We start from the raw sequence: 25,315 nt of genomic DNA on the forward strand, positions 1-25,315 counted from the left end.
TGTTATACTGCGTTTTCGTTGAGTCAACTATTGAAGTCGTATGCGCCAACGCTTGTCACTCACATTGTGTTGTTTATTTATCAGCATCTGGCTAACACCGGCTGCTGCCCAGCAGGTGCTGACATTTCGTAAGCCTGCAACGGGTCCGACAGCTGATTACATCACCGCCGTACTTGAAGAAGCTTATGCAGATTTAGGTATCGAACTTAACTATCAACCGATACCACGCCTTAGAGCCGAACAACTGGCACAAAATGGTGAGATTGCGGGCGAGCTGGGAAGACTTGCCGGCCTGGAAGAAGAGCTCGATAACCTGAACAGAGTGCCGTTCAAACTTTATGAGTTCTCTATCGTCCTGGTCGCTCGTAAGGCGGCCTGCGGTTTGTGTACACTAAAATCCGTCAATAATATTGCTTACATTGGCGGGATGCGCGCAGCAGAAACTGTACTTACCGACGCTAACTTCGATAAAACGACGTTTCGCCAGTCTGATATACACCAGGTGTCTAAACTGCTCAACGCAGAACGAATTGACGCTGCCCTAATCGCAGACTTTCAACTGCGAAACCTTGAGCTGTCCCAACCCAAAGATTTTATCGTGTACCACGTTAAGTCAGAGGTTGGTTTTCATTATCTACATCAAAAATATAAACACCTGATTGAGCCCCTCTATCAACGCCTTTCCTTGATGCAGGCCTCGGGCAGACTATCGCAGTTACGCCAGCAATTTAAATTACAAGCGCCCGAGCAATTAAAACCCATGCCTATGCCAACGGAGTTGACCGCAGCTGCAGCGGCTAGGCCTGGTTTAACCGGGGCTAACGGTAACGGTCGGTTGTGGCAACTTATCAACACAGTCTACGGCGACACCGTAGCTGGAGTTAAAACCCTGGCAAGTAATTGGCCCCGAGCCTTAAACGCTTTGCTCGAAGACAAAGCCCACATGGTGGTAGGGGTTTATAAAAATCAGTTTGATAATGAGCTGCTGTACTCCAAAAAACCCATTGCGATGGATGATGCCCTTTACCTTTTTGCCAGTGACAGGACAAAAAAACAGGCTATTCTGGCTGGCCAAGAGAGCCACACCGTATGCTATTCAGGCAATGAAGAATTACACAAACTACTACCAGACTCGCTTTCGTTTTATCGAGCTAACACGTCATTAGACTGTTTTGCATTATTGGATTTAAACCGAATTGAAGGCGTCATCGATTACAAATACAATCTGCCTGACTGGGTCACTACGCCTTATCACCGAAGTCGCTTGCGTGAGCCATTACCATTATATGTCGCATTTAAAAATAACGAGTTAGGTGCTCAGTTAAAGGCGCACTTAGATCGCGCCCTCGAAGCCAAGCTGTCGCCACGCTTCATAAGCGAAAATAGCAACACAATTCGATAAATTCAGACTTCGGCTATTACTTGCCATAGGCAGACGCAACCAGTTCTTCGCGGGGAATGTCTCTAATACTTCCAGCGGCAATCCCCGTGTTTCTGGCCCAAATAACAACACATCACCCGCCTCGAATTCTACGTCTGTATAACGGGTTGTACCGCGTGTCGTGCAGGCGAAAACTCGGTTATGTTCGATCGTGTCTAAAAAATGTTGCCACGAATCATGAATACGAACATTAGCGAGATCCCGGTAGTCAAGACCCGCACGCCGGACCTTCTTTTCATCAAGCTCGAATCCTAGTGGTTCGATCAAGTGCAGTTGCATACCAGTGTTGGCCGCCAACCGAATGGCATTACCAGTATTAGGAGGTATTTCTGGCTCAAATAAGACTAAATGCAGCATGATAATTTTAACGACAGCTAAAAAGCGTTAGAATAGCAAACTATCGCTAACACGGCGCATCAAATTTCGGTCCTATTGTGAAACCAACTAACGAAAACTCAGCAGCTAACTTTCGTAAAACCTATTCATTCTGGGTTAAGCTTGCCAGCACAGCTTCTGTTATCGTCGCATTTTCTCTTATTGCCATGAAGCTGTTTGCCTGGTTGCAAACCGAATCGGCGAGCATGCTGGCATCGATGACCGATTCAATTCTCGATAGCGGCGCCTCGGTATTTAGTTTTTTCGCCATTCGTTATGCTCTTCAGCCTGCAGACGAAGAACACCGCTTTGGTCACGGTAAGGCTGAGTCTTTAGCCGCACTTGCGCAAAGTGCATTTATTGCCGGTTCCAGCATGCTGTTGGTGTTTCATAGTATTGAGCAATTAATCCAAGGGCCCAGACTGCCTTCGGTTAATACCGGCATATGGGTGTCAGGAGCTGCTATTGCGCTAACACTTGTGCTGATCACTATCCAGCGTATCGCAATTAAACACACCGATTCGCAAGCAGTTAAAGCCGACCACCTACATTACCAATCCGATATTTTATTGAATATTGCCGTTATTATCGCGTTGCTGTTGAGCGGCTGGGGGTTACTCTGGGCTGATAGCGTATTTGCCATTGGTATCGCTGCATACCTCATCATTGGCGCTATCAAAATCGGCTCTCAAGCCTTCAATTCGTTGATGGATCGCGAGTTGCCCGAACAGACACAACAACAAATTATCACGATTGCCAAGTCAGTTGATGGTGTACGGGGCTTACATGGACTGCGCACCCGGGAAGCCGGGCCAACACGTTTTATTCAACTCCATATCGAACTTGATGATCGCTTGTCGTTGCTAAAAGCACATGCCATTTCGGACTGTGTAGAGGCTGAATTGATGAAGCACTTCCCGGCAGCAGATATCATTGTACACATGGATCCCGAGATCGTAGCTAAGGTAGAAGGTTCAATCACTCATTAATGGATAGCAGTTTGCTCATCAGTGGTTGTCTATAACGATCACTTTCCATTAATAGCTCGTGCCGTGCTCCCTCAATGATCACCTTAGTTGCCTCATTGTACATAACAAAACGATCTTGCCCTTCAGCCGTCACCACACTGTCACTGCCGGCCTGAAATAAGGTCACTGGACACGCTATTGAGAGGCTCCCCGAGCTAGCTTTATCACAGGCAATTAACGCTTCGTGTAGCCAGTTAAAGGTAGGCCCACCCAATTGTACCTCGGGTTGCAGCTGATAAAGTTCTCTAAACACCCGATACCGGTTTTTACTATGAGTCAGTTCGTTTTTATTAAACTCTACCGGTTGGTACCCCTTCATACCCAAAAAATACCAGGGTCGGTTTGGCATCAAATGCTTATTAAGCCAAGCGCCAGCCGAGATTATCGACTTAGCAACACTAACCGGAATACCGGCTGTGTTAATAGAGAACATGGGAGAAGAAAGTAGCATTTCCTCATAACCACCGTCGCGGTTATGCATATATAATGCGGCAATAGTTCCACCCATCGAATGACCTAATAGACACCGCCTACTGGCAAGCGGAAAAACGTCACTCACTGCTTCATTAAAAACTTCGAAGTCACCAATAAAGTCACTAAATTTTTCTACGTGCCCTTGGTGAGGGTTAGTCGTCATGCGCTCTGATTCGCCTTGCCCACGGTGATCTAACACGGCACACGAAATGCCCGCCTGCGCTAATTCCCAGATAACTTCCTGATATTTAAGCGCAGCCTCAATACGTCCCGGGCTGATAACAACCAAAGGCGCATGCTCACTGACTTTATAAAAACACCAGTGCAATTTAATGCCATCGAAGCTTTTTAGCCAACGATTGTTAACCTGCTGCCAGAATGGCATTACATGGTCGTAATAATGCGTTAACCAGGCTGGGCTATCGTCGCCGGGGCGGGTTGTGTCAGTGGTTCGGGTCACGTGCTGCTTGGTGTCGTTAATCTTGAGGCAATGTTAACACAACTTCCAGCCCCCCATCAGGGTGATTAGAAGCTGATAAGGTGCCGCCCAACACCACGGCAGCGCGCTGACTCAGCGCTAATCCCAAGCCCACCCCTGCTTTATGTTTTCGTGAAGGGTCACCACGATAAAACGGCTCAAACAATTTCGCTAATAAGTCGTCGTCGACGCCGGGTCCGTGGTCACGAATGCTAATTCGGTGTTGATTATCACTCAGGCTATAGCCGAGTTCGACAGTACCATCGGTGTAATGAAGCGCGTTGCGAACGATATTTTCGATTATCATGCGTAACAGCTCTTCGTCAGATTGGAGCTCCGGCCACTGTGCATGCTGTTGCTCTAAGCGTTGTCCTAAAGCCTCGTCAGCATATTGAATATCATCAATCAAACGCGCAACAAGTTGACCCGTATCAACCGTTTCTTCATTCAGGTTCACCAATCCGTTTTCTAATTTAGAAAGTGACAGAATTCGTTCAATAATTAGATTAAGTCGCTCGGTATCTCTGCGTAACTGCTGCATATGCGCATCATCTTCGCTGGCATCGGTTAGATCCAATGCTACTTGCATACGTGCCATTGGCGAACGTAACTCATGCGAAACATCGCTGAGCAACCGTCGTTGTGCGTCACGCGAGACCGCTAGATCACGCGCGGTTTGTGCAAGAGACCTTGCTAAATCACCAATTTCGTCGCGCCGATTTGGCAACTTAGCAAGGTTAGGTTCAGCGCTACCTGCTGCTATTTCGCGGGTTGCAGAACTTAGCCGGCGAATTGGGCGTATCAGCCATACTCCCAACAGAATAGCGATAACAAAACTACCGGACACGATGGCCCATGTTCGGGCTTGTGTCAGCTCTCGTTCGGCCTGAGCCTGATCTTGCCATTCAGCAGCCTGCAGTGGCCGCGTTACCAGTACTTTATTACCATTTAACTCGAATGGCCCAATCAACAACCGGTCAGCTAACGGCATCTGCATCGTTTGCTCATAATTCAGAAATCGCAACAGCGTACGCCGGTGTTGCTCACCAAGGTATTCATCCAGCATTAATTTCTGCTGCCCGGCGGCCGATACGCGTGCAGCAACACGATAATTACCGGCAATTAACCGGCCAGGTTCTAAACTCAGAAAGGTAACAGGGTCTTGTAACAGCGGAGCAATCGTTCGTTTTATCGGCTCGGCCACAGGCTGTGGTTCGGGCGTCGCTCTATTCCATACAGCGAGGAAATAACCACTGCTTGCGGTAACAAACAATAAGGCCCAAAACAATAACAGCAGTCGCAATGTCAGCGACTGGTACCAACGACTTTTGCGGCGACTACTGTTGGAGATCATGCCTGCGCGGTCAGACGGTAACCTCGGCCGCGCACGGTCTGTATGCGCTCAGGCCGGCTGGGAAGTTTCTTGCGAATATTACTGATATGTACATCCAGGCTGCGGTCAAACGGGCCCATTTTGCGCCCCAGCGCAGCTACCGATAGTTGATCTTTACTCACCATTTGTCCCGCTTGCTGCATCAAACAGCGCAAAATATCAAATTCGGTTGGTGTAATGACCAGCGCCTGGCCGTCACAGCTCACTTCAGCTTTGGCCGGATCAAGTTCAAAGCCGCTAGCGACTAGCTTCTCCGATTGCATGGTGGTGTTAGGTGTTCTGCGCAACAACGCGCGAACCCGTGCAATAAGTTCACGCGGATTAAATGGCTTGGGTAAATAGTCATCAGCACCTAGCTCAAGCCCCATTACCCGGTCATCGTCATCGCCACGCGCCGTTAACATCAATACTGCAGTATCTCGATGCTGCTGCCGCAATCGCTGTAGTAGCTGCATACCATCTATGCCGGGCAACATGACGTCGAGCAGGATCAACTCGAAATCGCCATTTAAGGCAGCGTCCAGACCTTTTACACCGTCATCAACGACAGTAAGCTCAACAGACTCTCGCTTGAATAACTCCGTCAGCATCGCCGACATTTCATGATCATCGTCAATCAGTAATACAGAATGCATTGTTTGCCTTCTCAGTTGCATGACATCTACCCTATCTTCTATAAACCAGCGGCACAGGGCGATGCCTTTTTCAAAATATTTACTTTAATAATAGCTTGGTTTTACGGGTTAAGGTATTACGTCCCCAACCTAACCAGCGCGCTGCTTTTTGTTTGTGCCCGCCGAAACGCTCAAGAGCAAATCGGAGTGCCCGGCGCTCTAGTTCTTCGTTTAACTCAGTTAACACGTCGTGTTGATGAACACGTCGACGCAGTTCTGCGTCAATGGTGTCGCCCCAGCTAGCTGCTTCATTGACCTCTAAACTAACGTCAGGTTCATTTTTCTGTTGCAGTTCATCCGGTAATTCATGTGTCTGAACAACCTGCCCCGGCGCCATTACAGTTAGCCAACGGCAGACATTTTCTAACTGCCTGACGTTACCAGGCCAGTTGTACCTGCACAGCGCAGCTACCGCATCTTCACTCAGTTGTTTGGTGTTTACCGCTAGCTCTTGCGCTGAGCGTTGTAAAAAGTACTCTGCAAGTTGAGGTATATCTTCGGTCCGCTCTCGTAATGCGGGCAGTTTCAACTGAATAACATTTAGCCGATGAAATAAGTCTTCTCGAAATTCGCCACGAGTGACGGCCTGCTCTAAGTTTTTGTGGGTTGCTGCTATGACCCTTACATCAACATTCAATGGCTGATGAGCACCTACTGGATAAAATTGCCCTTCGGCTAAAACTCGCAACAACCGGGTTTGTACAGGTAACGGCATGTCGCCAATTTCATCTAAAAAAAGAGTGCCGTGGTTAGCTTGTTCAAAACGTCCGACACGACGTTTATCGGCGCCGGTAAATGCGCCTTTTTCATGACCAAATAACTCGGACTCGATAAGTTCAGCCGGAATCGCTGCCATATTCAACGCCACAAACGCATGTTCCGCTCTTGGGCTGTGTTGATGTAGTGCGTTCGCGATTAGCTCTTTACCGGTTCCGGTCTCGCCGGTAATCAAAACGCTGACACTGGACTTTGATAGTCGACCGATAACGCGGAAAACATCTTGCATCGAAGCCGAGTCACCAATCAGCGTGGGTGGCGTGCGTTGAACTTCGGTAAGTTGAGGTTGGCTTTGCCGTTGCTGGTAAGCTTTCCTGACGGTTGCGACGGCATCATCCAGGTCAAAAGGCTTTGCCAGATACTCAAACGCCCCGCCTTTAAAAACATTTACTGCGGTATCAAGATCAGAGTGTGCTGTCATGATAACTACAGGCAGGTCAGGGCGTTCCCTGGTCATCTTTTTTAATAACGTCAGTCCATCTTCACCCGGCATGCGAATATCACTTAACAATACGTCTGGCGCGTCTTCTACAAATGCTTCGTAAACCTGTTCAGTCTCACTAAAGCAACGTACCTGAAATTCGGTACCGTTAAAGGTTTTCTCTAACACCCAGCGAATAGAAGGGTCATCATCAATCACCCATAGTTTAGCGGTCGTCATACGCAAACGCCTCCGGCTGCCGGTAAGGAAGAAAAATATTAAAACAGGTATGACCCGGCTCTGAGCTAAACTCAATTTTGCCGCCGTGCTGATGAACCAGGCTATGCACTAATGACAACCCAAGGCCGGTACCCCCGGGTCGTCCACTCACCATAGGATAAAATATTTGCCCCTGAAGTGAGGCTGGTATTCCCGGACCATTGTCGTGAATACTGATAACCGCACACTGACGGTAGCGTTGCCCAAACAGCGTTAATTGGTGCTCGACCCGGGTTCTGACGGTAATAACACCGTCGCCATCCAGAGCTTGTGCTGCATTTTGCACAATGTTTAAGAACACCTGCTCGAGCGCATCCTCTATGCCACTCAAATGCGGCAACGAAGGATCATAGTCACGCTTTAACACCAAGGTTTTCTCATACTCGTAGCTAACCGTCTGAAGCACACGCTCGATTACCTGGTGCAAGTTAACTGTTTTTGGCTGGTCAATCCGTGATGGTCCCAACAGCCTGTCAATCAAATTACGTAGTCGGTCAGATTGAGCAATGATAAGGTCGGTATACTCCAACAAATCGTCATCATGTAATTGCCTTGCTAGCAATTGTGCTGCCCCTCTCAGCCCACCAAGCGGATTTTTAATTTCATGAGCCATGCCTCGTAACAGGCTTTGTGTAGCGAATAACTGTTGCCGTTGAGAGTTTTCCTGCAAAATTTGACGCTGTAAATCAACTTGTCTCAATTCCAACAATAAACAAGGCATATCGGCGTTGGCGTCGTGCCAAAACTGGATACTCACTTCAACCGTGATCTTATGCCCAGAATGCAACACCAATTCAGCTTCGGAATTAACCAGTGTTTGTTGGTCGAGTAAACAACTCTTTAGTAAATCCGAACTTAATGTGGTAGACACATAACTACTGGCAAAGGGCTCGTTTAACAGTCTACGGGCACTATGGTCGAGTAACGATTCAGCTGCCGCATTGACCTGTCGAATAACCAGTTGTTCATCCAGCACCACGACCGCTGTAAGCAAAGCATCCAGTATAGTTACCTGTTGTGTTTTTAGCGCCGCCATAAATTAACTCACGTTGAATGCACCAATATAGTGCATGTATTCTGCTTAAAAAAGGGAGCCTTGCTCCCTTTTAGTAATTGCTAAAGTCTTAGCAATAGAAATTAGCAGCTGTAGTACATATCAAACTCAACGGGGTGCGTTGTTTTCTTCAGTGTCTCGACTTCGTTATATTTCAGATCAATGTATGCGTCGATCATATCGTCATCCATTACTCCGCCTTGTTTTAAGAAGTCACGATCTTTGTCCAGCGCTTCTAATGCCATCTCCAGAGAGTGACACACGGTAGGTATATCGCGCGCTTCCTCGGCCGGCAGGTTGTACAGATCTTTATCCATAGCATCACCAGGGTGTATCTTATTGCGGATACCATCAAGACCTGCCATCAGTAGCGCAGTAAAGCATAAGTATGGGTTTGCGCTTGGATCAGGGAAGCGTACTTCGACGCGGCGTGCTTTTGCACTCGAAACCAGCGGTATACGAATAGAAGCCGAACGGTTACGTGCAGAGTAAGCCAACATTACCGGCGCTTCAAAACCAGGTACTAAGCGTTTGTATGAGTTGGTCGATGGGTTGGTAAACGCATTAATGGCACGTGCGTGTTTGATAATACCACCAATATAATACAATGCAGTTTCGCTTAACCCACCATACTGGTCACCTGCAAACAGGTTTTCGCCACCTTTTTGCAATGACATGTGCACATGCATACCGGACCCATTATCACCCACCAATGGCTTCGGCATAAAGGTCGCTGTCATGCCATAGCTATGGGCTACATTGTGCACAACATACTTGTAAACCTGAATTTCGTCGGCTTTCTTAGTCAACGAGTTAAACTGAGTAGCAACTTCGTTTTGTCCTGCGGTTGCAACCTCATGGTGGTGTGCTTCAACCACCAATCCCATGTCTTCCATAACCAGACACATGGTGCCGCGAATATCGTGTGCTGAATCTACCGGAGGAACCGGAAAATAGCCTCCTTTAACACCTGGGCGGTGTGCCAGGTTACCTTCAGAGTATTCACGACCTGAATTCCATTTGGCTTCTTCGGCATCTATTTTATAAAACGAGCCGCTCATGTCGGTGTGGAATCGCACATCATTAAATAAGAAAAATTCCGGCTCGGGACCAAAAAAGGCGTTGTCAGCAATACCTGATGACTGTAAAAACTCTTCTGCTCGTTTAGCAATAGAACGTGGATCGCGGCTGTAGCCTTGCATTGTATCCGGTTCCAGAATATCGCAACGAACGTTCAGGGTCATTTCGTCGGTAAACGGGTCCAGTACCAGTGAATCTGAATCAGGCATCAATACCATGTCTGACTCATTGATCCCTTTCCAACCCGAAATCGATGAGCCGTCAAACATTTTACCTTCTTCAAAGAAGTCATCATCGATTTGCGACACCGGAATAGTGACGTGCTGCTCTTTACCTTTGGTATCGGTAAAGCGCAAATCAACGAATTTTACGTCGTGTTCTTTAATGGCATCGAAAATCTTGCTTGCTGACATGTTTTCCTCCAGCGGAATGAATAAATTAGTTATTTTTAGCTAGTGTAATCGATAACTCTGTTAATAGCGGTTTCGATCACAATTAATTTTGTTGTAATGACTCGACACGTTTTACATAGCAACAGCCATGCCAAAATAGATACTCAATTAATTTCAATAGGTTACGAATTTAAAAGAGAAGACCACCAACCTCAATCGCACCATATTAGTGCATTATACACCATAATGGTGCACCGTTATGTTGCTTTATGAATCTTTTGAGTAAAAAACGAACAAAGGCTTTTTAATTAGTTACTAAACAGGTAGAATACGCCGCTCTTTTTTATCAACCCTCTGTCGGCAGGGTTTACTCCGACAAACACAGGCTTTCTTAATGACAACTCAGGCATTTGATATTAATAAACTTCGCAACATTGCGATTATTGCGCACGTAGACCATGGCAAAACCACACTGGTCGACAAACTACTTCAACAATCTGGCACCTTAGAAAGTCGTGGTGAGCTCGAAGAGCGCATCATGGACTCTAACGATCTGGAAAAAGAACGCGGCATCACCATTTTGGCAAAAAATACAGCCGTTAACTGGCAGGACTACCGCATCAACATTCTGGACACTCCGGGACACGCCGACTTTGGTGGTGAAGTAGAACGTGTATTATCAATGGCTGACTCAGTATTGTTGGTAGTCGACGCTGTTGACGGTCCTATGCCGCAAACGCGTTTCGTTACACAAAAAGCGTTTGAGCACGGTTTGAACCCGATTCTTGTCATCAACAAAATCGACCGTCCCGGCGCTCGCCCTGACTGGGTGATGGATCAGGTGTTTGATTTGTTTGATAACTTAGGCGCAACCGACAAACAGTTAGACTTTCCTGTTGTTTACGCTTCGGCACTGAATGGCTGGGCTACTCGTGAAGAAGAAACGGTTGGCGAAAACATGACGCCGTTGTTCGAAACTATCGTTAACGAAGTCAGCCACCCGGACGCAGATCCTGACGCTGACTTACAGATGCAGATTTCTCAACTTGATTATTCAAGTTACCTTGGCGTTATCGGTATTGGTCGTGTAACTCGTGGTAGCGTTAAAGTAAACCAACCGGTTACTATCGTTGGTGCTGACGGCAAAGAGCGTAGCGGTAAAATCGGTAAAGTATTTAATTACCTGGGTCTTGACCGCATTGACGCAGAATCAGCTCATGCAGGCGACATTTGTGCCATAACCGGTTTGGGTGAACTTAAAATTTCAGACACCGTTTGTGCGGTAGGCGCAGCTGAAGCAATGAAGCCGCTAAGCGTTGACGAGCCGACTGTTACCATGACGTTCCAGGTCAACACCTCACCATTTGCCGGTAAAGAAGGTAAATTCGTTACTTCTCGTCAAATTCTTGAGCGTTTGCAACAAGAGCTAGTCCATAACGTCGCATTGCGTGTTGAAGAAACTGATAACCCGGATAAATTCCGTGTCTCTGGTCGTGGTGAGCTGCACTTAGGCGTATTAATCGAAAACATGCGTCGTGAAGGCTTCGAATTAGCCGTATCGCGCCCGGAAGTTATCATCAAGTACGAAGACGGCCAGAAAATGGAACCGTATGAGTCATTGACGGTAGACATCGAAGAACAGCACCAGGGTGCGGTTATGGAAAAGCTTGGTTTGCGTAAAGCTGAGATGACCAACATGACTCCGGATGGCAAAGGCCGCGTGCGCGTCGATTTCGAAGTACCAAGCCGTGGCTTGATTGGTTTCCAGACTGAGTTCATGACATTGACCTCAGGTACTGGTTTGATGTACCACACGTTTGACCATTACGGCCCGCATAAAGGCGGTACCATCGGCCAGCGTGTAAACGGCGTATTGATTTCTAACGCACAGGGTAAAGCACTGACCTATGCACTGTTTAACCTGCAAGAACGCGGTAAATTGTTCGCAGCGCACGGTGACGAAGTTTATGAAGGTCAGGTTATTGGTATTCATAACCGCTCTAACGACTTAACCGTTAACTGTCTAAAAGGTAAGCAGCTAACCAACGTTCGTGCTTCAGGTACTGACGACGCTCAAACATTGAGCCCGCCAATTAAATACACACTTGAGCAAGCATTAGAGTTTATTAACGATGACGAATTGGTTGAGGTTACGCCTGAATCTATCCGCATTCGTAAGCGTTTGTTAACCGAAAACGAACGTAAGCGCGCGGGCCGTGAGCCTAAAGCTTAACAGCCACGCTGCTTAGCTAAAAATACCCGCCATTGAGCGGGTATTTTTTTATCCAAGCGCCAATATTTCAGGCTGCGGCAGTACGTAGTAAAAAATAGAAAAGAAGTGAAAAACACTACCGGCTAAAACAAACAAATGCCAGATAGCATGGTGGTAGGGTAATGACTTCCAAACATAAAATACCACGCCCAGCGTATAGGCCAGGCCGCCAGCCAGAAGTAACATCAAACCTTCGAGTTGGACATTATCCAGCATTGGCTTAATGGCAACCAACGCAATCCATCCCATACCCAGATACAAGGTCAACGATAGCCATTTGGGCGCATCTTTTACAAACAGCTCAATTACCACGCCAATGAGTGCGATACCCCACACCACGCCGAGCAGGCTCCAGCCCCAGAGACCGCGCAAATTAATCAGCGCAAAGGGCGTATAAGTGCCTGCTATCAACAAAAAGATTGCAGCATGATCGAGCTGCTGAAAATATCCTTTTAGCCTCGGCCACGGGAATGCATGGTAAAGAGTTGAAGCAGTATAAAGAATGATAAGGCTGGCACCATAAATGCTCGCGGACACGACGTGCCAAACATCGCCGTAGGCTAAAGCCCACCAAACCATCACCGATAGTGCTGCAATACTCAGCGCAGCCCCAATACCATGCGTAAGGGCATGCGCAACTTCTTCCCGGAAGGTATAGGCTTTTTTACTCATCCACGCTCTCTGCCGGGCGTTTCATAACCTTCAGAAATGTTTTTAAGAGCCCTGATAAACTTATCCAGCTGCGTGCCGTTATCATAATCCAAGTGATATTTATTATGAAATTCCAGCCGTAACTTAACACCATGCCCTTCCAAAAACACCGTGTAGCCATCATGGTCAGTAAATGCAGTGATGCCGTCTAACACGTGCTGGCCCTGCTTTGCCTCACCATGCTCATGAATTTTTTCGTACGCATCAAGAATCAGGCGAAAATCAATTTCGTTTTTCATAAAACCTCCACGGTTTCCGACTACTTGTATAATCAGTACTATGTCTTACGTATTATCTGCACAGCTAGACCGCTATCACAAGGACTTTTCAATTCCGAACTTGGTACTTATACATGCGTAGGTGCATGATTAAACAATGTGCGATATAATTAATTGTGCTTAAGTTCGCAGGTAACTGACTGGAAGGTGATATTTTGGTAAGACGGACTAAAGAAGATGCCATGGAAACGCGGGCTAAATTGCTCGATGCAGCCGAACTTCTGTTCGGTAAAAATGGTGTCGCCCACACGTCTATGGCCCAGGTTGCAGAGCAAGCAGGAGTAACTCGCGGCGCCATCTACCACCACTTTCGTCATAAACAGGATTTGATCGAGTCACTGATGGATCGAGTTCGGTTACCCATAGACGAGATGCGCGAGCACATCGCTGAACTCAAAGACTACGACGCCTTAAAGGAAATCCGTAAACGCACCATTGAGTTTCTTACCCGAATTCAAAGTAATGAGCGGGTACAGGCGCTAGCCAGTATTTTACTGCACAAGTGTGAATACGTTGATGAAGTCAACCCCATAAAATTGCGTCATGTCAGTGGTCGGAATGAATGCATAGAAGACTTCGAAACGTTGTTCGAGAAAGCATTGCAGGATCAGCAATTAAAACCCGAGACTGACCCCAGAATGGCGGTGATTGGCCTTTTCGGTATGGTTGATGGATTAATTTACAACTGGTTACTCGACAGCAACTATTTTGATTTAAGTGAGTATGGCAGTAAGGCCATCGAAACTTATCTCGACGGCCTTAGCCAGAGAGACTAATCACCCTGCTCCAGAAAGCTTTTCAGAAATGACTCGTCCATATTTGCAATGGTTTCGTCATTGGCGTTTGGGCAGATAGCGAAATTAGGCGCAGTCCAGGCCTGCACATTGCCCAAAATGTCGCGCAAGTGCATCAAACCACGAATTCCGCCTAAACCACCCGGTGACGCCGCGCCTAAGAGCACCTTTTTGTTTTGCCATGCCTGGCTCTCAACTCGAGAAACCCAGTCGATAGCATTTTTTATTAACGGCGACACAGACGAGTTATATTCCGGGCTGATTAAAACAACTTTGGACGCAGCTTTTATTTCCCGCGCCAACGTTTGCATTGACTCCGGCACGCCTTCAGCTGCTTCATAATCACCGTGATAAATCGGTGCATCAAGTGCATCGGCATCAAGTAACTTGTAGTGAATACCGTATTTATCAGCGACCTCTGCAATACGATGTTTAACTTTTGTATTAAGTGAGTCTTTGCGGCGACTGCCGCCAATTAATAAAATTGACATTCAAAGCTATCCTTTATTTGCTGTGACTAGGTATTGCATACGTAACGAGCGAGCCGCTTAGTTCATCGACGCAATAAACTTATCCGATTCAGCAATCGCCGTTTCCATTTCCTTGATCAGATCGCGGATGTCTACCTGTAAATTATCAAACTCGCCTCGAATGGCACTAATTGCCTGTGCATTGAGGTTATGTTTAAGATACAGAACGTTATCCTGTAACTTCGCCAACACCGGATCCATCTTGCTCGCAGCTCGTTCCATGGTACGAATCAGGTCGGCGTAACGGCGCTCTGTTTCGCGCAGTTGGCGTTCACTTTGGCGACGCATCGAATCATTAGAATATTGTTCTAACTCCTCACTCCACTCATCAAATAAGTCTTGAGCGACATCATCTACGGCATCAATACGTTCACGCACGCGCTCAGCTGCCGATTTACTGGCTTCGTAGTCGTCATTCAGGGCATTGTACTGCTCTTCCAGCTCGCCACCATCAATGTTAAGCATGGTATCCAGACGCTCTAAAGCGGAACGAAACTCTTCCTGTGCCTCGCCTTGAGAATCTTTAGCCTCGTCAACACGGTCAACCAATATATCGCGTTTTTCGATACCCAGTTTTTCCATTGTCGAGTAATAAGCCGTCTGGCACCCCGTTAACAATAAAACTGCCGTAACTGCGGCTAATAGCCTCATTTTTTATCCCCCCGCACTGCACGCACTAACCGTTCGTCACGTTTTTCCTGGCGGTGTCCATGCACAATGATGATCGCGTGAATGATAGCGAGAATATAGATTAAACCGAACGCGCCCAGCGTGACCACGGCTAAAATCACACCGACAGCCGCCAAAATAAGATTAAAAATAAACTGAAATATTTTACCGGTGAATAACACCGCCAACGGCGGCAATAAGATCGCGAGGATGTATAACATGTGATGCTCCTTGGTTTTTTACCAATTTAGAACCATTTGCAGACTAAATGCAATAATGACAGCTAGTAAGGTAATTTTACTCCATCCCAGTGAAACAGTCCTCCTGACTTATCAGGGGTTAATCCTTTTATCACGTTCACAATACGCTCAGCGGACAATGAAGCAGAATAGAGCTTGCCCTCCGGTACACGCTTTTGAAAAGGCTTCGATAACCGTGTATCCGTTGTACCAGGATGAATCGCCGCAACAACCAGCTTCTTATGACTGCGTTTTAACTCAATCGAGGCTGTTTTTAACTGCATGTTGAGTGCGGCTTTTGACGCTCGATAAGCGTACCAGCCACCCAGGTAGTTGTCCTCTATACTACCCACTTTAGCCGATAACTGAACAAAAAATGCCTCATTTTTCTTATCAAATAACGGCTGGCAATACTTGAGGACCAGCATCGGAGCAACCGCGTTAACGGCAAACAATTTTTCCAGATTATCCGCTGTGATATCTGCGAGTTGTTTCTCCGGAGATGTTTCTTCATCGTGCAGCATACCGATGGTGGACACCACGCCATCAAGTTGCGCTCCGGTTTTTTTAAATTCTGCAGACCATTGAGCCAATGCTTGTTCATTGTAGGCATCCAGCGCAATATATTGAACGCCGGCGATACGACGCTTAGTTGGCTGACGAGAAATAGCAATTACCTGTTGCTCCGGGAACTCATGAACCAAACGCTCCGTTATCGCACAGCCTAGTCCGCCTGCTGCTCCGAACACCACCATTGCCATAAATGATAAACTCCCACATGATATAGTACGTATTGATACGTATCTTAATCACAAATTGGCTCAGGACTCACGCTTGAAAACAACGATGGATTGGCAGCAAAAGCTACAACAGGGTGCGCAGTTCTTTAAGTATTTCGGACAACGCTGCTCTGCTGATAAAATCAACGTCACGGCAGGTCATCTTACCTACGTCAGTCTGCTGTCGTTGGTGCCGCTGATTGTTGTTATGTTTACTATTTTTTCGGCGTTTCCGGTATTCGAACAATTACAGCGCAATATTGAAGACGCTTTGATCGCTAATTTACTGCCGACATCAGGCGAACAACTCAAACAGTATATCGACGAGTTTGTCGCTAACGCCTCACGAATGACAGCTGTAGGCATTGGCTTTTTATTTGTGGTCGCGGTGATGCTGATTTCAGCCATCGACTCGACGCTGAATAACATCTGGCGAGACACCAGTAAAAGACGTTTTATTGTGTCCTTGGCCATTTACTGGATGATTCTCACACTCGGACCTGTACTTATTGGTTCAGGGTTAGCTGCAACCTCTTATCTCATTTCTCTGACGCAGTTTGCGGAAGAATATGTATCCGGTGTGCGCAGTTTTATGTTGTGGTTTGTTCCCGTTGTAACCAGTTTTGTGGCATTTGTTCTGCTTTATCAGCTGGTACCTAATCGTACCGTTAAGTTCCGTTATGCCGCTTTTGGTGCCGTCATTGCCGCTATTTTGTTTGAACTTAGTAAACAAATCTTCTCGTTATATATCACGCACTTTCCCACTTATCAGGCCATTTATGGTGCGTTAGCGACGGTTCCCATTTTGCTTATCTGGATTTATTTATCCTGGAACATAGTGTTAGTTGGTGCAGAGCTGACTGTCAGCCTGGAAGAATATCAATACCTGAACCGTAGATCGAAGGACAAGGACGAATGATTGGACTACTGCAACGTGTCTCACAAGCAAAAGTAGAGGTTGAACAACAGACCATTGGCGAGATTGGTCCGGGTTTACTGATACTGCTGGGTGTAGAGCATGCAGATAACGAAGATAAAGCCAAAAAATTAGCCGCACGCATTGCCGGTTACCGTATATTTAGTGACGCCGACGGCAAAATGAACGAAAGCCTGCTAGACCAGAAACTATCAGCACTGGTTGTTTCTCAGTTTACACTTGCCGCCGATACCCGAAAAGGTCGCCGGCCCTCGTTTTCGTCAGCTGCAACCCCGGAGCAAGCCAAACAGCTCTACGAAGTATTTTGCGACGCACTAAAGCAACAAGGTATTGCTGTAGAAACCGGTCAGTTCGCCGCCGACATGCAAGTGTCTTTGGTTAACGATGGACCAGTCACGTTTGAGTTAAGGGTCGATTAATGTACAAAGTTATTACCCCGGAAACGCCGCACCAACTTGAGCAATATTACGATTTGCGCTGGCGAGTTTTACGTGAGCCATTTCAGCGGCCACGGGGCTCTGAACAAGACGAGTATGATCAGGTTGGCCAACACCGCATGGTCGTCAATGCAGCCGGTGAAGCTGTGGCGGTGGGCCGTGTGCACTTTAACAGTCCTGAGGAAGCTCAGATTCGTTTTATGGCTGTAGCGCCCGAATATCGGGGCGAAGGGCACGGCGTCGCTATTATTTACGCACTCGAATTAGCGGCCAGAAATGAAGGCGCACAACACGTCGTGATTAACTCACGCGACAATACCATTGGTTTTTATAAAAAATGCGGTTACTACATTGCTGAAGAAGGCAATACCGTAAATAATCCCATGGCTGAACACCAGTTACGTAAATCGTTTAGCGAGCAAAACCGCATAATCTACCGGCCTGAATGGTGTGCCGAGCTGCAACAGACCTGGCAAAACGATATCCCTATATCTGATGCAATGGGTATTAAGATACACCAGTACACTGGCCGCCTATTTGAAACCCGGGCCGTATTATCGCGCAACATTAACGTCCACGGCACTATGTTTGCCGGCAGTATTTATTCGCTGGGCACGCTCACCTGCTGGGGTTTATTGCACTTACAACTGTTGGAACGGGGATTAGAGGGCTCAGTGGTGCTGGGAGACGGAAATATCCATTATCACAAACCGGTCACACAAGAACCACGTTCAGTTGCACGCTTAAGTGACGTAACCGGAGATTTTTCGGCTCTTAAAGAGGGCAAAAATGCCCGCCTGACGATGAAGTCTCAAATTTTAGATGACGATCGGCCGGTGGCAGAATTCACCGGCCGCTTCGTGATTTTAGCTAAACGGTAAAGTCTGCCAATGTCATGCCTAAAGCACCCGCTTTGATTAAGTCACTGGCGGCTTTAATATCCGGCGCGAAGTAGCGGTCCTGATCATAAAAAGGTACCTGGTCACGTAAACAGCTGTAAGCCACTTCAATTTTGTCAGACGCTTTTAACGGCCGTCTAAAGTCCAGTCCTTGTGCCGCTTCGAGCCATTCGATGGCAACAATATCAGCAATATTATCGGCGATATCGCCGAGGCGACGGGCCGCATAGGTAGCCATCGATACGTGATCCTCCTGGTTAGCCGATGTCGGAATACTGTCTACCGAAGCAGGATGCGCCAGACTCTTGTTTTCGGATGCCAGCGCTGCTGCGGTCACTTGCGCCATCATAAACCCGGAATTAACGCCACCGTCATTAACCAGAAACGGCGGCAAGTTACTCAGGTGTTTATCGATCAACAAAGCACCCCGGCGTTCAGAAATAGAACCGACCTCACTGGCAGCAATAGCAATAATATCCGCAGCCATTGCGACCGGCTCAGCATGGAAGTTGCCGCCGGATAAAATATCCTGTTGCTCGCTAAATACCAGCGGATTATCAGTTACCCCGTTAGCCTCGCGCTCCAGAATGGTCGCCGCATGTTTGAGGTTGTCATAGGCGGCTCCCATCACTTGCGGTTGGCAACGCAGTGAATAGGGATCCTGTACTTTCTCACAGTTCTCATGATCTTTAGCGATAGCAGAGCTATCGGTGAGAATATCCCTGAAGGCAGCTGCAACCTGTTGTTGTCCATGCTGTCCACGAACCTGATGAATACGCGCATCAAAAGGCGACCGAGAGCCCATCGCCGCTTCCACCGACATGGCTCCAATGGTAATAGCGCTATGAAAAACCCGCTCGATTTTAAACAGTCCTGCCAATGCCAGAGCTGTTGAAGCCTGAGTACCATTCAACAAAGCTAAACCTTCTTTCGGAGCCAACTCAAGCGGCTCCAGCCCGGCTTTTTTAAGCCCTTCAGTAGCTGGCAATATCTTGCCCTGGAATCGCACTTCGCCCTCGCCTAATAGCGGCAATACCATGTGAGCAAGCGGTGCCAGATCGCCTGACGCTCCCACCGAACCCTTGCTGGGAATACATGGGTACACCTGGTTATTAAGCAGTGCAATTAAGGCATCAATGACCCTTAAACGAATGCCGGAAAATCCCCGTGACAAGGAATTAACCTTAAGCAATAGCATCAGCCGCACCACATCGTCAGCCAGTAATTCGCCCGTTCCCACGGAGTGCGATAATACGATCCTGCGTTGTAAGTCAGTCAAGCGTTCTGGCGGTATCCGGGTGTTGGCCAATAAACCAAACCCGGTGTTGATACCATAAACCGTTTGCCCGCGCTCCAGTACGTTAGCTACGGTCTCTGCTGATTGATTAATGTCAGTAACAGCCGCTTCACTGAGCTTCAGCGTATGCGAAGCAAAGTACCACTGGCGCAGATCTGCCAGTGTCAGCTGGCCCGGATTTAACGGAAAACTACTCATAACAATTCCTTTTACGTAATGCTAAACGCTACGATGTTTGATTCTCGAGCATTGGCAAATCTAAGCCCTGCTCCCTGGCGCAGTCTTTGGCGATATCATATCCCGCATCGGCATGACGCATAACACCGGTACCTGGATCATTCCACAATACACGACCCAGACGTTTTTCTGCTGCATCCGTGCCGTCGGCAACAATAACAACTCCGGCATGCTGCGAATAACCCATACCAACGCCACCACCATGGTGTAAACTTACCCAGGTTGCGCCGCCAGCGGTATTTAATAACGCATTGAGCAACGGCCAGTCAGACACTGCATCTGAGCCATCTTTCATGCTTTCGGTTTCACGATTGGGGCTAGCCACAGAGCCTGAATCCAGATGATCACGCCCTATTACAATCGGCGCTTTTAATTCACCATTTTTGACCATTTGGTTGAACGCCTTAGCAATACGCGCGCGGTCTTTTAAACCAATCCAACAAATTCTTGCCGGCAACCCCTGAAACGAAATGCGCTCTTTAGCCATATCCAGCCAGTTGTGCAGATGTGGGTTGTCCGGGATTAGCTCTTTAACCTTTTCGTCGGTTTTATAGATATCCTCAGGATCTCCCGATAGTGCGACCCACCGAAAAGGCCCTATCCCCTCACAGAACAACGGCCTAATGTAGGCTGGTACAAAGCCCGGGAAGTCAAATGCATGCTCAACACCGACATCTTTTGCCATTTGCCGAATATTATTACCGTAATCCAGCACAGCAGCACCCTGTTGCTGAAAATGCAGCATGGCCTTAACCTGCACTGCCATCGATTGCTTAGCAGCGCTCACCGTACCCTGTGGGTCTTGCTGTTGTTGCTGATGATACTGTTGCAGCGTCCATCCTTGCGGTAAGTAGCCATGCAGCGGGTCGTGAGCCGACGTTTGGTCGGTAACCACGTCAGGTAACACACCTTGCTCCTGCATCTCGCTATAAACGTCGGCGGCATTACCCAGTAACCCAACCGAGATAGCATCGCCCTTGTTTAACGCGCTTTTTATTAGCGTCATTGCCTCATCGAGAGAGGTTGCTTTATGGTCAACGTAGCCTGTACGCAATCTAAAATCGATACGGCTCTCGTCACATTCTACCGCCAGCATACAAAAACCAGCCATGGTCGCCGCCAGTGGCTGCGCGCCACCCATGCCACCGAGCCCGCCAGTAAGTATCCACTTACCTTTAGCATCGCCATTAAAGTGTTGTCGAGCTACCGCACCGAAGGTTTCGTAGGTACCTTGCACAATGCCTTGTGAGCCAATGTAAATCCAGGAGCCTGCAGTCATTTGCCCGTACATCATCAAGCCCTTTTTATCGAGCTCGTTAAAATGCTCCCAGTTAGCCCACTCAGGCACTAAGTTTGAATTTGCAATGAGCACGCGCGGCGCATCCTCATGTGTTGGAAATACACCCACCGGTTTACCTGACTGAATCAGTAGTGATTCATCTGGTTTAAGCCGCTCCAGGGTTTCTATAATTTTGTCATAACAAGGCCAGTTACGGGCAGCTCGACCTATGCCACCATATACGACTAGCGCCTGAGGATGCTCCGCCACCTCGTCATCGAGATTGTTCATCAACATGCGTTTCGCCGCTTCGATCTGCCAATTAGCGCAGGATATTTCAGTACCGGTATCGGCTTTAATTGTTCTTGATGTATCAAGTCGTGGTTGACTCATGACGTACTCCTAAGAATTCGAAAAATTCAAATGCCCACCCAACTTAAAGCGGGAGCCTGGGTGGGTCAGAATGGCGTAGCTCACTACACCGCCCGAGCTCCAGGTGCGGCGAATGATGCGCAAGCAGGGCTCGTGCCGATCAATACTTAGGTATTGGCATACTGCAGAGATAGGCAGAATAGCTTCTATTTGGTGGCTCGCTTCCGTTAGTGGTGTCACAACACACAAATACTCATGTGGGGTCACTTTGCTAAAATCTTGCTTTAAATAGTCGGGCACCAAGTTGGGATTAACATACCTTTCCTCGAGCTGAACCGGTTTGTCGTTTTCGTAATGCACAATAGTTGAATGCAGCACGTCTACGCCGGGTTCAAGTGCTAACGCTTCCGCAACCTGACTTGAGGCTTGTTGCACGCGCATATGATGCACCTTGGCGCGATAATCGTGGCCTCTGCTGCGCACCTCATCGGCGATATTTCGGATAGCCATGAAAGACGTTTGTGACTTAATTGGGGCGACGAACGTTCCGGCACCCTGAGTTCGGATAACTAGTCCCTCATCAGCAAGCTCCTGCAGTGCTCGGCGGGCTGTCATACGACTTACTGAAAACTCCTCGGCAAGCGCATTTTCTGAGCTGACGGGGTGATTTTCCGGCCATTCACCGGATTCGATTTTTTGGTAGATGTGCTGCTTTATTGTCGAAAATTTTGCCATGAGGCACCCTTGCATGTGACCAGTGTTGGTGAAAGCCCATGCAACAAAGTTTAGTTCAATTGAATTGTCTATACAAGACCTAAGCAGGTTGCTATTCTTATAACAAAGCCACAAAACGAAGTTAAATAATAGCCATGCAACGTATACAAAACATCGTTTTAGCAACGCTATCCGACAACTCTGACGATTACGGTATTATCGAAGACGGGGTCGTGATTATTGACGGTGAATCAATTTATTGGTCGGGGCCTGCTGTCGAAGCACCAGCCACGCCAGCGGCAACAGTTATTGACGGGCAGGGCATGTGCCTGACGCCGGCACTAATTGACTGCCATACCCACTTAGTTTGGGCTGGTTCTCGCGCTGACGAATTCGCGCAAAGATTACATGGTAAAAGCTACGCTGAAATCGCTGAACAGGGCGGGGGGATAGCCAGTACGGTCCAGGCTACCCGTGCTGCCGATTTTGATGAGTTACTGCGTTTGGCCAGCAAACGTGCATCTGCATTAATGCAACAAGGCGTCGGTACCATTGAAGTTAAGTCCGGTTACGGTTTGGATCTGCAAAACGAACGCAAACAATTACAAGTAGCACGCGCTTTGGGCGAGCAATTACCCATTAACATCAAAACTACGCTGCTTGCGGCGCATGCCCTGCCGCCGGAATATAAAAACAATGCCGATGGCTATATCGAGTTAATAATTAATGAGATTTTACCGACACTTGCTGCTGAAGGGCTAGTCGATGCGGTTGACGCTTTCTGCGAACGTATCGGTTTTAGTCTTGAGCAGACCGAACGCGTTTTTAAAGCAGCTAAGGCCTATGAATTACCCATCAAACTTCATGCCGAGCAGATCACCAATCAAAACGGAGCTGCATTAGCAGCACGTTACCACGCATTATCCGCTGATCATCTGGAGCAACTGGACGAGAACGGCGTAAAAGCGATGGCTGAAAACGGCACAGTTGCGGTACTTCTGCCTGGTGCATTTTACTTTCTGCGTGATGACACTGTGCCGCCCATCAAGCTACTGCGGCAATACGGAGTGCCGATTGCGCTGGCTACCGATGCCAATCCGGGCTCTTCGCCTATTCACAACTTACCCCTGATGTTGCAAATGGGTGCAACGTTATTTCGGTTAACGCCGGAGGAGTGTTTGCGCGGTGTTACCGTAAATGCTGCAAAAGCGCTGGGCATTGAAAAAGAATACGGCCAAATAAAGGCTGGAATGAAAGCACATCTGGCGCTGTGGGATATACATAACCCCGCCGAATTGACCTATCAATTCGGCGTTAACCCGCTAAAAACGTTATGGCTTAACGGCGTCGCTCACGACCGTGAAGATACGCTGTAGTTAACTCACAAAGCACCTGTCCTGTGACCTTTAAACCCTCTTCAGGACCGGCGCTACAAAGGCTTGGGGCTGCCTCCGCCAAATGCACATACCTGGCATCGGGAAGCTCAGCCAGGCGTTTTACAAACTGGAAGCCCTGCGCCAGTGACAAGCCACTATAATTTATCGCGCTAGCCGGAACACCTGTTAGCGCATCCACGTCTAGCTCAATACCCAGCGGGCGTTGCCATGAGTCAGCTTTAGCGACAACTTCATCCATCACTTCGTTAAAAGACCGCTCGAATAAGCGATGGATAGAGTGATAGCGCATACCCGCATCGCTGAGGTTGCGTAGACTACTCGCTGAATTTTTACCCGGATGCAAACCCACAACGTGATAGTACTCGAGGATGCCCTCGACATACGCATAACTAAACCCGTTACCGCTATGCCGCCCCTCAGTCGCACGGAAGTCTGCGTGCGGATCCAAATTAACGGCGCCCACGGTCTGGTCTGTCACTTGATGCAGTGATTTCAACAGCGGATAGGCGTTATTGTGACCGCCACCAATGACAACCACGTCAAAACCTTGCGCAAAAATAGGATCTAACACGCGACTGACTCGCGCATCGATCATCGCAGTCAGACGCCGCAACTCGGCAAGTTCTTGCTCGTCTTCGATACTCAGTGACTCAGCTTGTTGCATCAAGTCGCTACATTCAATCGAGCCAACGAGTAATAATTCGTGCGTTGAAACCAAGCCAGTTTTTTGTAGGTTTAAAAAGTTTTGCAGAAATGCCTGCCAGCCACCTTCTGCCCCCGGACGGCCCAGGTTCGCTTTAATCCCGATGCTTTCCGGAATACCAACAATCGCGACACGTTGGCCGCCCTCCCAGGCGCTGGCTAAGCTTTGTTCAAAGCTTCCCTCCAGCGCCAGAGAATGAATTGCCTGGCCAATCTTGGTTTCGTGTTCGCGAACTCGAACCCAATGGCTGGGCTCAACTAACTTTAAAAACGACAGATCAGACATTACTCAATATCAAGCGGCTCGGGTGACAAGATAACCCCGGTACTATCCACATAGATATGATCCTCCGGTAGAAACGTAACGCCACCGAAGTTAACCGGAATTTCCATTTCGCCGGTACCTTCGCTAGGTGCCGCGACCGGAATAGAAGCAACGCCGAGAATGCCAATATCTAACTCTTCTAATGCGTCGACATCCCTGACAGAGCCATAGCAAATAATGCCTTCCCAGTCATTATCCATGGCTTGTTCAGCAATAGCTAAGTCAATTAATGCCCGGCGTACTGAGCCACCACCATCGATAAGTAGTACTTTACCGCCGCCATCCTGATTCAGGGTTTCTTCGATCAAGCCCTTATCTTCATAGCTTTTAATAATCACCAACTGACCGCCGAACGACGAACGGCCACCGTAACTCTCGAACATGGGTTCAACCACATCCACCATATCCGGGTAGAGATCGCATAGCTCTGAGGTATTGTATTCCATGTCTTTGTCCGCGTAGTTAGGGTTAACTCTCTGAGTATAACGGGTATTGCCTAATTCAAAAACCCAAATCAAAGATTGGCGTCAAATTACCTACTTTGACGTTAACTAGCACTTGAACTTACCCATTAAAGTGCA

At 47.9% G+C, this 25,315-nt stretch carries 26 protein-coding genes; 8 read left to right on the plus strand and 18 right to left on the minus strand.

The genetic code is table 11. The features are described 5' to 3' along the window. The first annotated feature begins 40 nt into the window (after window positions 1-40). Window positions 41-1,402, plus strand: coding sequence for an ABC transporter substrate-binding protein (locus KZ771_RS10130; RefSeq protein WP_290653272.1), 1,362 nt, complete (start codon window positions 41-43; stop codon window positions 1,400-1,402). Here the strand turns inward: KZ771_RS10130 and trmL are convergent. Further along, window positions 1,334-1,798 (minus strand): tRNA (uridine(34)/cytosine(34)/5-carboxymethylaminomethyluridine(34)-2'-O)-methyltransferase TrmL, encoded by a 465-nt coding sequence (gene trmL / locus KZ771_RS10135; RefSeq protein ID WP_290653274.1) that lies wholly within the window; start codon window positions 1,796-1,798, stop codon window positions 1,334-1,336. The two genes, KZ771_RS10130 and trmL, sit on opposite strands and share 69 nt — an antisense overlap. 77 nt (window positions 1,799-1,875) lie before the next feature. Here trmL and KZ771_RS10140 point away from each other — a divergent pair, with 77 nt between their 5' ends. After that, a complete protein-coding gene (locus KZ771_RS10140; protein WP_243734536.1) occupies window positions 1,876-2,805 on the plus strand; it encodes a cation diffusion facilitator family transporter in 930 nt (309 codons plus the stop codon). On the opposite strand, the gene KZ771_RS10145 is transcribed toward KZ771_RS10140, so the two are convergent. From KZ771_RS10145 to glnA, 6 genes are all read right to left on the minus strand, one after another. Continuing rightward, entirely contained in the window at window positions 2,795-3,778 is a 984-nt protein-coding gene (locus KZ771_RS10145; protein WP_290570980.1) for an alpha/beta fold hydrolase, read from the minus strand. The two genes, KZ771_RS10140 and KZ771_RS10145, sit on opposite strands and share 11 nt — an antisense overlap. Before the next feature lie 16 nt (window positions 3,779-3,794). Further along, window positions 3,795-5,150: a HAMP domain-containing sensor histidine kinase gene (locus tag KZ771_RS10150; protein WP_290653276.1), complete on the minus strand. Its 1,356-nt coding sequence runs from the start codon at window positions 5,148-5,150 to the stop codon at window positions 3,795-3,797. Beyond that, complete coding sequence (locus KZ771_RS10155) at window positions 5,147-5,824, minus strand: response regulator transcription factor (protein WP_133540035.1); 678 nt, start codon at window positions 5,822-5,824, stop codon at window positions 5,147-5,149. Before KZ771_RS10155 ends, KZ771_RS10150 begins: the two co-directional genes overlap by 4 nt. Window positions 5,825-5,903: 79 nt before the next feature. Continuing rightward, entirely contained in the window at window positions 5,904-7,301 is a 1,398-nt protein-coding gene (gene glnG / locus KZ771_RS10160) for a nitrogen regulation protein NR(I) (RefSeq protein WP_290653278.1), read from the minus strand. Then, window positions 7,288-8,376, minus strand: coding sequence for a nitrogen regulation protein NR(II) (gene glnL / locus KZ771_RS10165; protein WP_290653279.1), 1,089 nt, complete (start codon window positions 8,374-8,376; stop codon window positions 7,288-7,290). Before glnL ends, glnG begins: the two co-directional genes overlap by 14 nt. Window positions 8,377-8,477: 101 nt before the next feature. Beyond that, window positions 8,478-9,887: a glutamate--ammonia ligase gene (glnA, locus tag KZ771_RS10170; RefSeq protein ID WP_290653281.1), complete on the minus strand. Its 1,410-nt coding sequence runs from the start codon at window positions 9,885-9,887 to the stop codon at window positions 8,478-8,480. Between the two features lie 373 nt (window positions 9,888-10,260). On the opposite strand from glnA, the gene typA reads away from it, so the two are divergent. Further along, entirely contained in the window at window positions 10,261-12,099 is a 1,839-nt protein-coding gene (typA, locus tag KZ771_RS10175) for a translational GTPase TypA (RefSeq protein WP_133540031.1), read from the plus strand. Window positions 12,100-12,147: 48 nt separating this feature from the next. Here typA and KZ771_RS10180 read toward each other — a convergent pair whose 3' ends face one another. Both KZ771_RS10180 and KZ771_RS10185 read right to left on the minus strand, forming a co-directional pair. Further along, window positions 12,148-12,810 carry a hemolysin III family protein gene (locus tag KZ771_RS10180; RefSeq protein WP_290653283.1) on the minus strand — a complete coding sequence of 221 codons (663 nt, stop codon included), beginning with the start codon at window positions 12,808-12,810 and terminating at the stop codon, window positions 12,148-12,150. Then, window positions 12,807-13,088, minus strand: coding sequence for a DUF3081 domain-containing protein (locus KZ771_RS10185; RefSeq protein ID WP_290653285.1), 282 nt, complete (start codon window positions 13,086-13,088; stop codon window positions 12,807-12,809). The genes KZ771_RS10180 and KZ771_RS10185 overlap by 4 nt, the downstream gene beginning before the upstream one ends. Before the next feature lie 194 nt (window positions 13,089-13,282). Here KZ771_RS10185 and KZ771_RS10190 point away from each other — a divergent pair, with 194 nt between their 5' ends. Next, window positions 13,283-13,903 carry a TetR family transcriptional regulator gene (locus KZ771_RS10190; RefSeq protein ID WP_133540028.1) on the plus strand — a complete coding sequence of 207 codons (621 nt, stop codon included), beginning with the start codon at window positions 13,283-13,285 and terminating at the stop codon, window positions 13,901-13,903. Here the strand turns inward: KZ771_RS10190 and KZ771_RS10195 are convergent. The 4 genes from KZ771_RS10195 to KZ771_RS10210 form a co-directional block, all read right to left on the minus strand. After that, complete coding sequence (locus KZ771_RS10195) at window positions 13,900-14,412, minus strand: NAD(P)H-dependent oxidoreductase (protein ID WP_133540027.1); 513 nt, start codon at window positions 14,410-14,412, stop codon at window positions 13,900-13,902. The genes KZ771_RS10190 and KZ771_RS10195 overlap by 4 nt on opposite strands. A gap of 57 nt (window positions 14,413-14,469) precedes the next feature. Continuing rightward, window positions 14,470-15,102 (minus strand): DUF2959 domain-containing protein, encoded by a 633-nt coding sequence (locus KZ771_RS10200; protein ID WP_290653287.1) that lies wholly within the window; start codon window positions 15,100-15,102, stop codon window positions 14,470-14,472. Next, window positions 15,099-15,341: a YqaE/Pmp3 family membrane protein gene (locus tag KZ771_RS10205; RefSeq protein WP_133540025.1), complete on the minus strand. Its 243-nt coding sequence runs from the start codon at window positions 15,339-15,341 to the stop codon at window positions 15,099-15,101. The genes KZ771_RS10200 and KZ771_RS10205 overlap by 4 nt, the downstream gene beginning before the upstream one ends. A gap of 62 nt (window positions 15,342-15,403) precedes the next feature. After that, the gene (locus KZ771_RS10210; protein WP_290653289.1) at window positions 15,404-16,120 is read right to left on the minus strand and encodes an SDR family NAD(P)-dependent oxidoreductase; all 717 of its coding nucleotides are present in this window, start codon (window positions 16,118-16,120) and stop codon (window positions 15,404-15,406) included. 85 nt (window positions 16,121-16,205) lie between these two features. Here KZ771_RS10210 and KZ771_RS10215 point away from each other — a divergent pair, with 85 nt between their 5' ends. Genes KZ771_RS10215 through KZ771_RS10225 form a run of 3 tightly spaced genes read left to right on the plus strand, consistent with a single transcriptional unit; the run spans window position 16,206 to window position 18,393 of the window. Continuing rightward, entirely contained in the window at window positions 16,206-17,057 is an 852-nt protein-coding gene (locus KZ771_RS10215; protein ID WP_290571081.1) for a virulence factor BrkB family protein, read from the plus strand. After that, on the plus strand, window positions 17,054-17,494 hold the full coding sequence (gene dtd / locus KZ771_RS10220) for a D-aminoacyl-tRNA deacylase (RefSeq protein WP_133540023.1): 441 nt from the start codon (window positions 17,054-17,056) through the stop codon (window positions 17,492-17,494). The genes KZ771_RS10215 and dtd overlap by 4 nt, the downstream gene beginning before the upstream one ends. Then, window positions 17,494-18,393, plus strand: a complete 900-nt coding sequence (locus KZ771_RS10225; RefSeq protein ID WP_290653291.1) for a bifunctional GNAT family N-acetyltransferase/hotdog fold thioesterase — start codon at window positions 17,494-17,496, stop codon at window positions 18,391-18,393. The genes dtd and KZ771_RS10225 overlap by 1 nt, the downstream gene beginning before the upstream one ends. Here the strand turns inward: KZ771_RS10225 and hutH are convergent. From hutH to hutC, 3 genes are read right to left on the minus strand one after another with little or no spacing between them, the layout of a single operon-like run. Further along, a complete protein-coding gene (gene hutH, locus KZ771_RS10230; protein ID WP_290653293.1) occupies window positions 18,383-19,906 on the minus strand; it encodes a histidine ammonia-lyase in 1,524 nt (507 codons plus the stop codon). The two genes, KZ771_RS10225 and hutH, sit on opposite strands and share 11 nt — an antisense overlap. A 28-nt stretch (window positions 19,907-19,934) precedes the next feature. Continuing rightward, window positions 19,935-21,617 carry a urocanate hydratase gene (gene hutU / locus KZ771_RS10235; protein ID WP_133540020.1) on the minus strand — a complete coding sequence of 561 codons (1,683 nt, stop codon included), beginning with the start codon at window positions 21,615-21,617 and terminating at the stop codon, window positions 19,935-19,937. 9 nt (window positions 21,618-21,626) lie between these two features. After that, window positions 21,627-22,331 (minus strand): histidine utilization repressor, encoded by a 705-nt coding sequence (gene hutC / locus KZ771_RS10240; protein WP_133540019.1) that lies wholly within the window; start codon window positions 22,329-22,331, stop codon window positions 21,627-21,629. Between the two features lie 134 nt (window positions 22,332-22,465). On the opposite strand from hutC, the gene hutI reads away from it, so the two are divergent. After that, the gene (gene hutI, locus KZ771_RS10245; protein WP_290653297.1) at window positions 22,466-23,686 is read left to right on the plus strand and encodes an imidazolonepropionase; all 1,221 of its coding nucleotides are present in this window, start codon (window positions 22,466-22,468) and stop codon (window positions 23,684-23,686) included. Here hutI and KZ771_RS10250 read toward each other — a convergent pair. Together KZ771_RS10250 and rraA are read right to left on the minus strand one after the other, a co-directional pair. Next, window positions 23,649-24,695: a formimidoylglutamase gene (locus KZ771_RS10250; RefSeq protein ID WP_290653299.1), complete on the minus strand. Its 1,047-nt coding sequence runs from the start codon at window positions 24,693-24,695 to the stop codon at window positions 23,649-23,651. The genes hutI and KZ771_RS10250 overlap by 38 nt on opposite strands. Then, window positions 24,695-25,180 carry a ribonuclease E activity regulator RraA gene (rraA, locus tag KZ771_RS10255; RefSeq protein WP_133540016.1) on the minus strand — a complete coding sequence of 162 codons (486 nt, stop codon included), beginning with the start codon at window positions 25,178-25,180 and terminating at the stop codon, window positions 24,695-24,697. Before rraA ends, KZ771_RS10250 begins: the two co-directional genes overlap by 1 nt. Window positions 25,181-25,315 lie beyond the last annotated feature (135 nt).

The organism is Idiomarina sp., assembly GCF_019431395.1.
Classification (GTDB): Bacteria; Pseudomonadota; Gammaproteobacteria; order Enterobacterales; family Alteromonadaceae; genus Idiomarina.

Bases quoted from the DNA above. Each gene is read 5' to 3' on its own strand.
- KZ771_RS10130 (WP_290653272.1), top strand. From the start codon at position 41: ATGCGCCAACGCTTGTCACTCACATTGTGTTGTTTATTTATCAGCATC.
- trmL (WP_290653274.1), bottom strand. From the start codon at position 1,798: ATGCTGCATTTAGTCTTATTTGAGCCAGAAATACCTCCTAATACTGGT.
- KZ771_RS10150 (WP_290653276.1), bottom strand. From the start codon at position 5,150: ATGATCTCCAACAGTAGTCGCCGCAAAAGTCGTTGGTACCAGTCGCTG.
- KZ771_RS10155 (WP_133540035.1), bottom strand. From the start codon at position 5,824: ATGCATTCTGTATTACTGATTGACGATGATCATGAAATGTCGGCGATG.
- glnG (WP_290653278.1), bottom strand. From the start codon at position 7,301: ATGACGACCGCTAAACTATGGGTGATTGATGATGACCCTTCTATTCGC.
- glnL (WP_290653279.1), bottom strand. From the start codon at position 8,376: ATGGCGGCGCTAAAAACACAACAGGTAACTATACTGGATGCTTTGCTT.
- glnA (WP_290653281.1), bottom strand. From the start codon at position 9,887: ATGTCAGCAAGCAAGATTTTCGATGCCATTAAAGAACACGACGTAAAA.
- typA (WP_133540031.1), top strand. From the start codon at position 10,261: ATGACAACTCAGGCATTTGATATTAATAAACTTCGCAACATTGCGATT.
- KZ771_RS10180 (WP_290653283.1), bottom strand. From the start codon at position 12,810: ATGAGTAAAAAAGCCTATACCTTCCGGGAAGAAGTTGCGCATGCCCTT.
- KZ771_RS10185 (WP_290653285.1), bottom strand. From the start codon at position 13,088: ATGAAAAACGAAATTGATTTTCGCCTGATTCTTGATGCGTACGAAAAA.
- KZ771_RS10195 (WP_133540027.1), bottom strand. From the start codon at position 14,412: ATGTCAATTTTATTAATTGGCGGCAGTCGCCGCAAAGACTCACTTAAT.
- KZ771_RS10200 (WP_290653287.1), bottom strand. From the start codon at position 15,102: ATGAGGCTATTAGCCGCAGTTACGGCAGTTTTATTGTTAACGGGGTGC.
- KZ771_RS10205 (WP_133540025.1), bottom strand. From the start codon at position 15,341: ATGTTATACATCCTCGCGATCTTATTGCCGCCGTTGGCGGTGTTATTC.
- KZ771_RS10210 (WP_290653289.1), bottom strand. From the start codon at position 16,120: ATGGCAATGGTGGTGTTCGGAGCAGCAGGCGGACTAGGCTGTGCGATA.
- KZ771_RS10215 (WP_290571081.1), top strand. From the start codon at position 16,206: ATGGATTGGCAGCAAAAGCTACAACAGGGTGCGCAGTTCTTTAAGTAT.
- dtd (WP_133540023.1), top strand. From the start codon at position 17,054: ATGATTGGACTACTGCAACGTGTCTCACAAGCAAAAGTAGAGGTTGAA.
- KZ771_RS10225 (WP_290653291.1), top strand. From the start codon at position 17,494: ATGTACAAAGTTATTACCCCGGAAACGCCGCACCAACTTGAGCAATAT.
- hutH (WP_290653293.1), bottom strand. From the start codon at position 19,906: ATGAGTAGTTTTCCGTTAAATCCGGGCCAGCTGACACTGGCAGATCTG.
- hutU (WP_133540020.1), bottom strand. From the start codon at position 21,617: ATGAGTCAACCACGACTTGATACATCAAGAACAATTAAAGCCGATACC.
- hutC (WP_133540019.1), bottom strand. From the start codon at position 22,331: ATGGCAAAATTTTCGACAATAAAGCAGCACATCTACCAAAAAATCGAA.
- hutI (WP_290653297.1), top strand. From the start codon at position 22,466: ATGCAACGTATACAAAACATCGTTTTAGCAACGCTATCCGACAACTCT.
- KZ771_RS10250 (WP_290653299.1), bottom strand. From the start codon at position 24,695: ATGTCTGATCTGTCGTTTTTAAAGTTAGTTGAGCCCAGCCATTGGGTT.
- rraA (WP_133540016.1), bottom strand. From the start codon at position 25,180: ATGGAATACAATACCTCAGAGCTATGCGATCTCTACCCGGATATGGTG.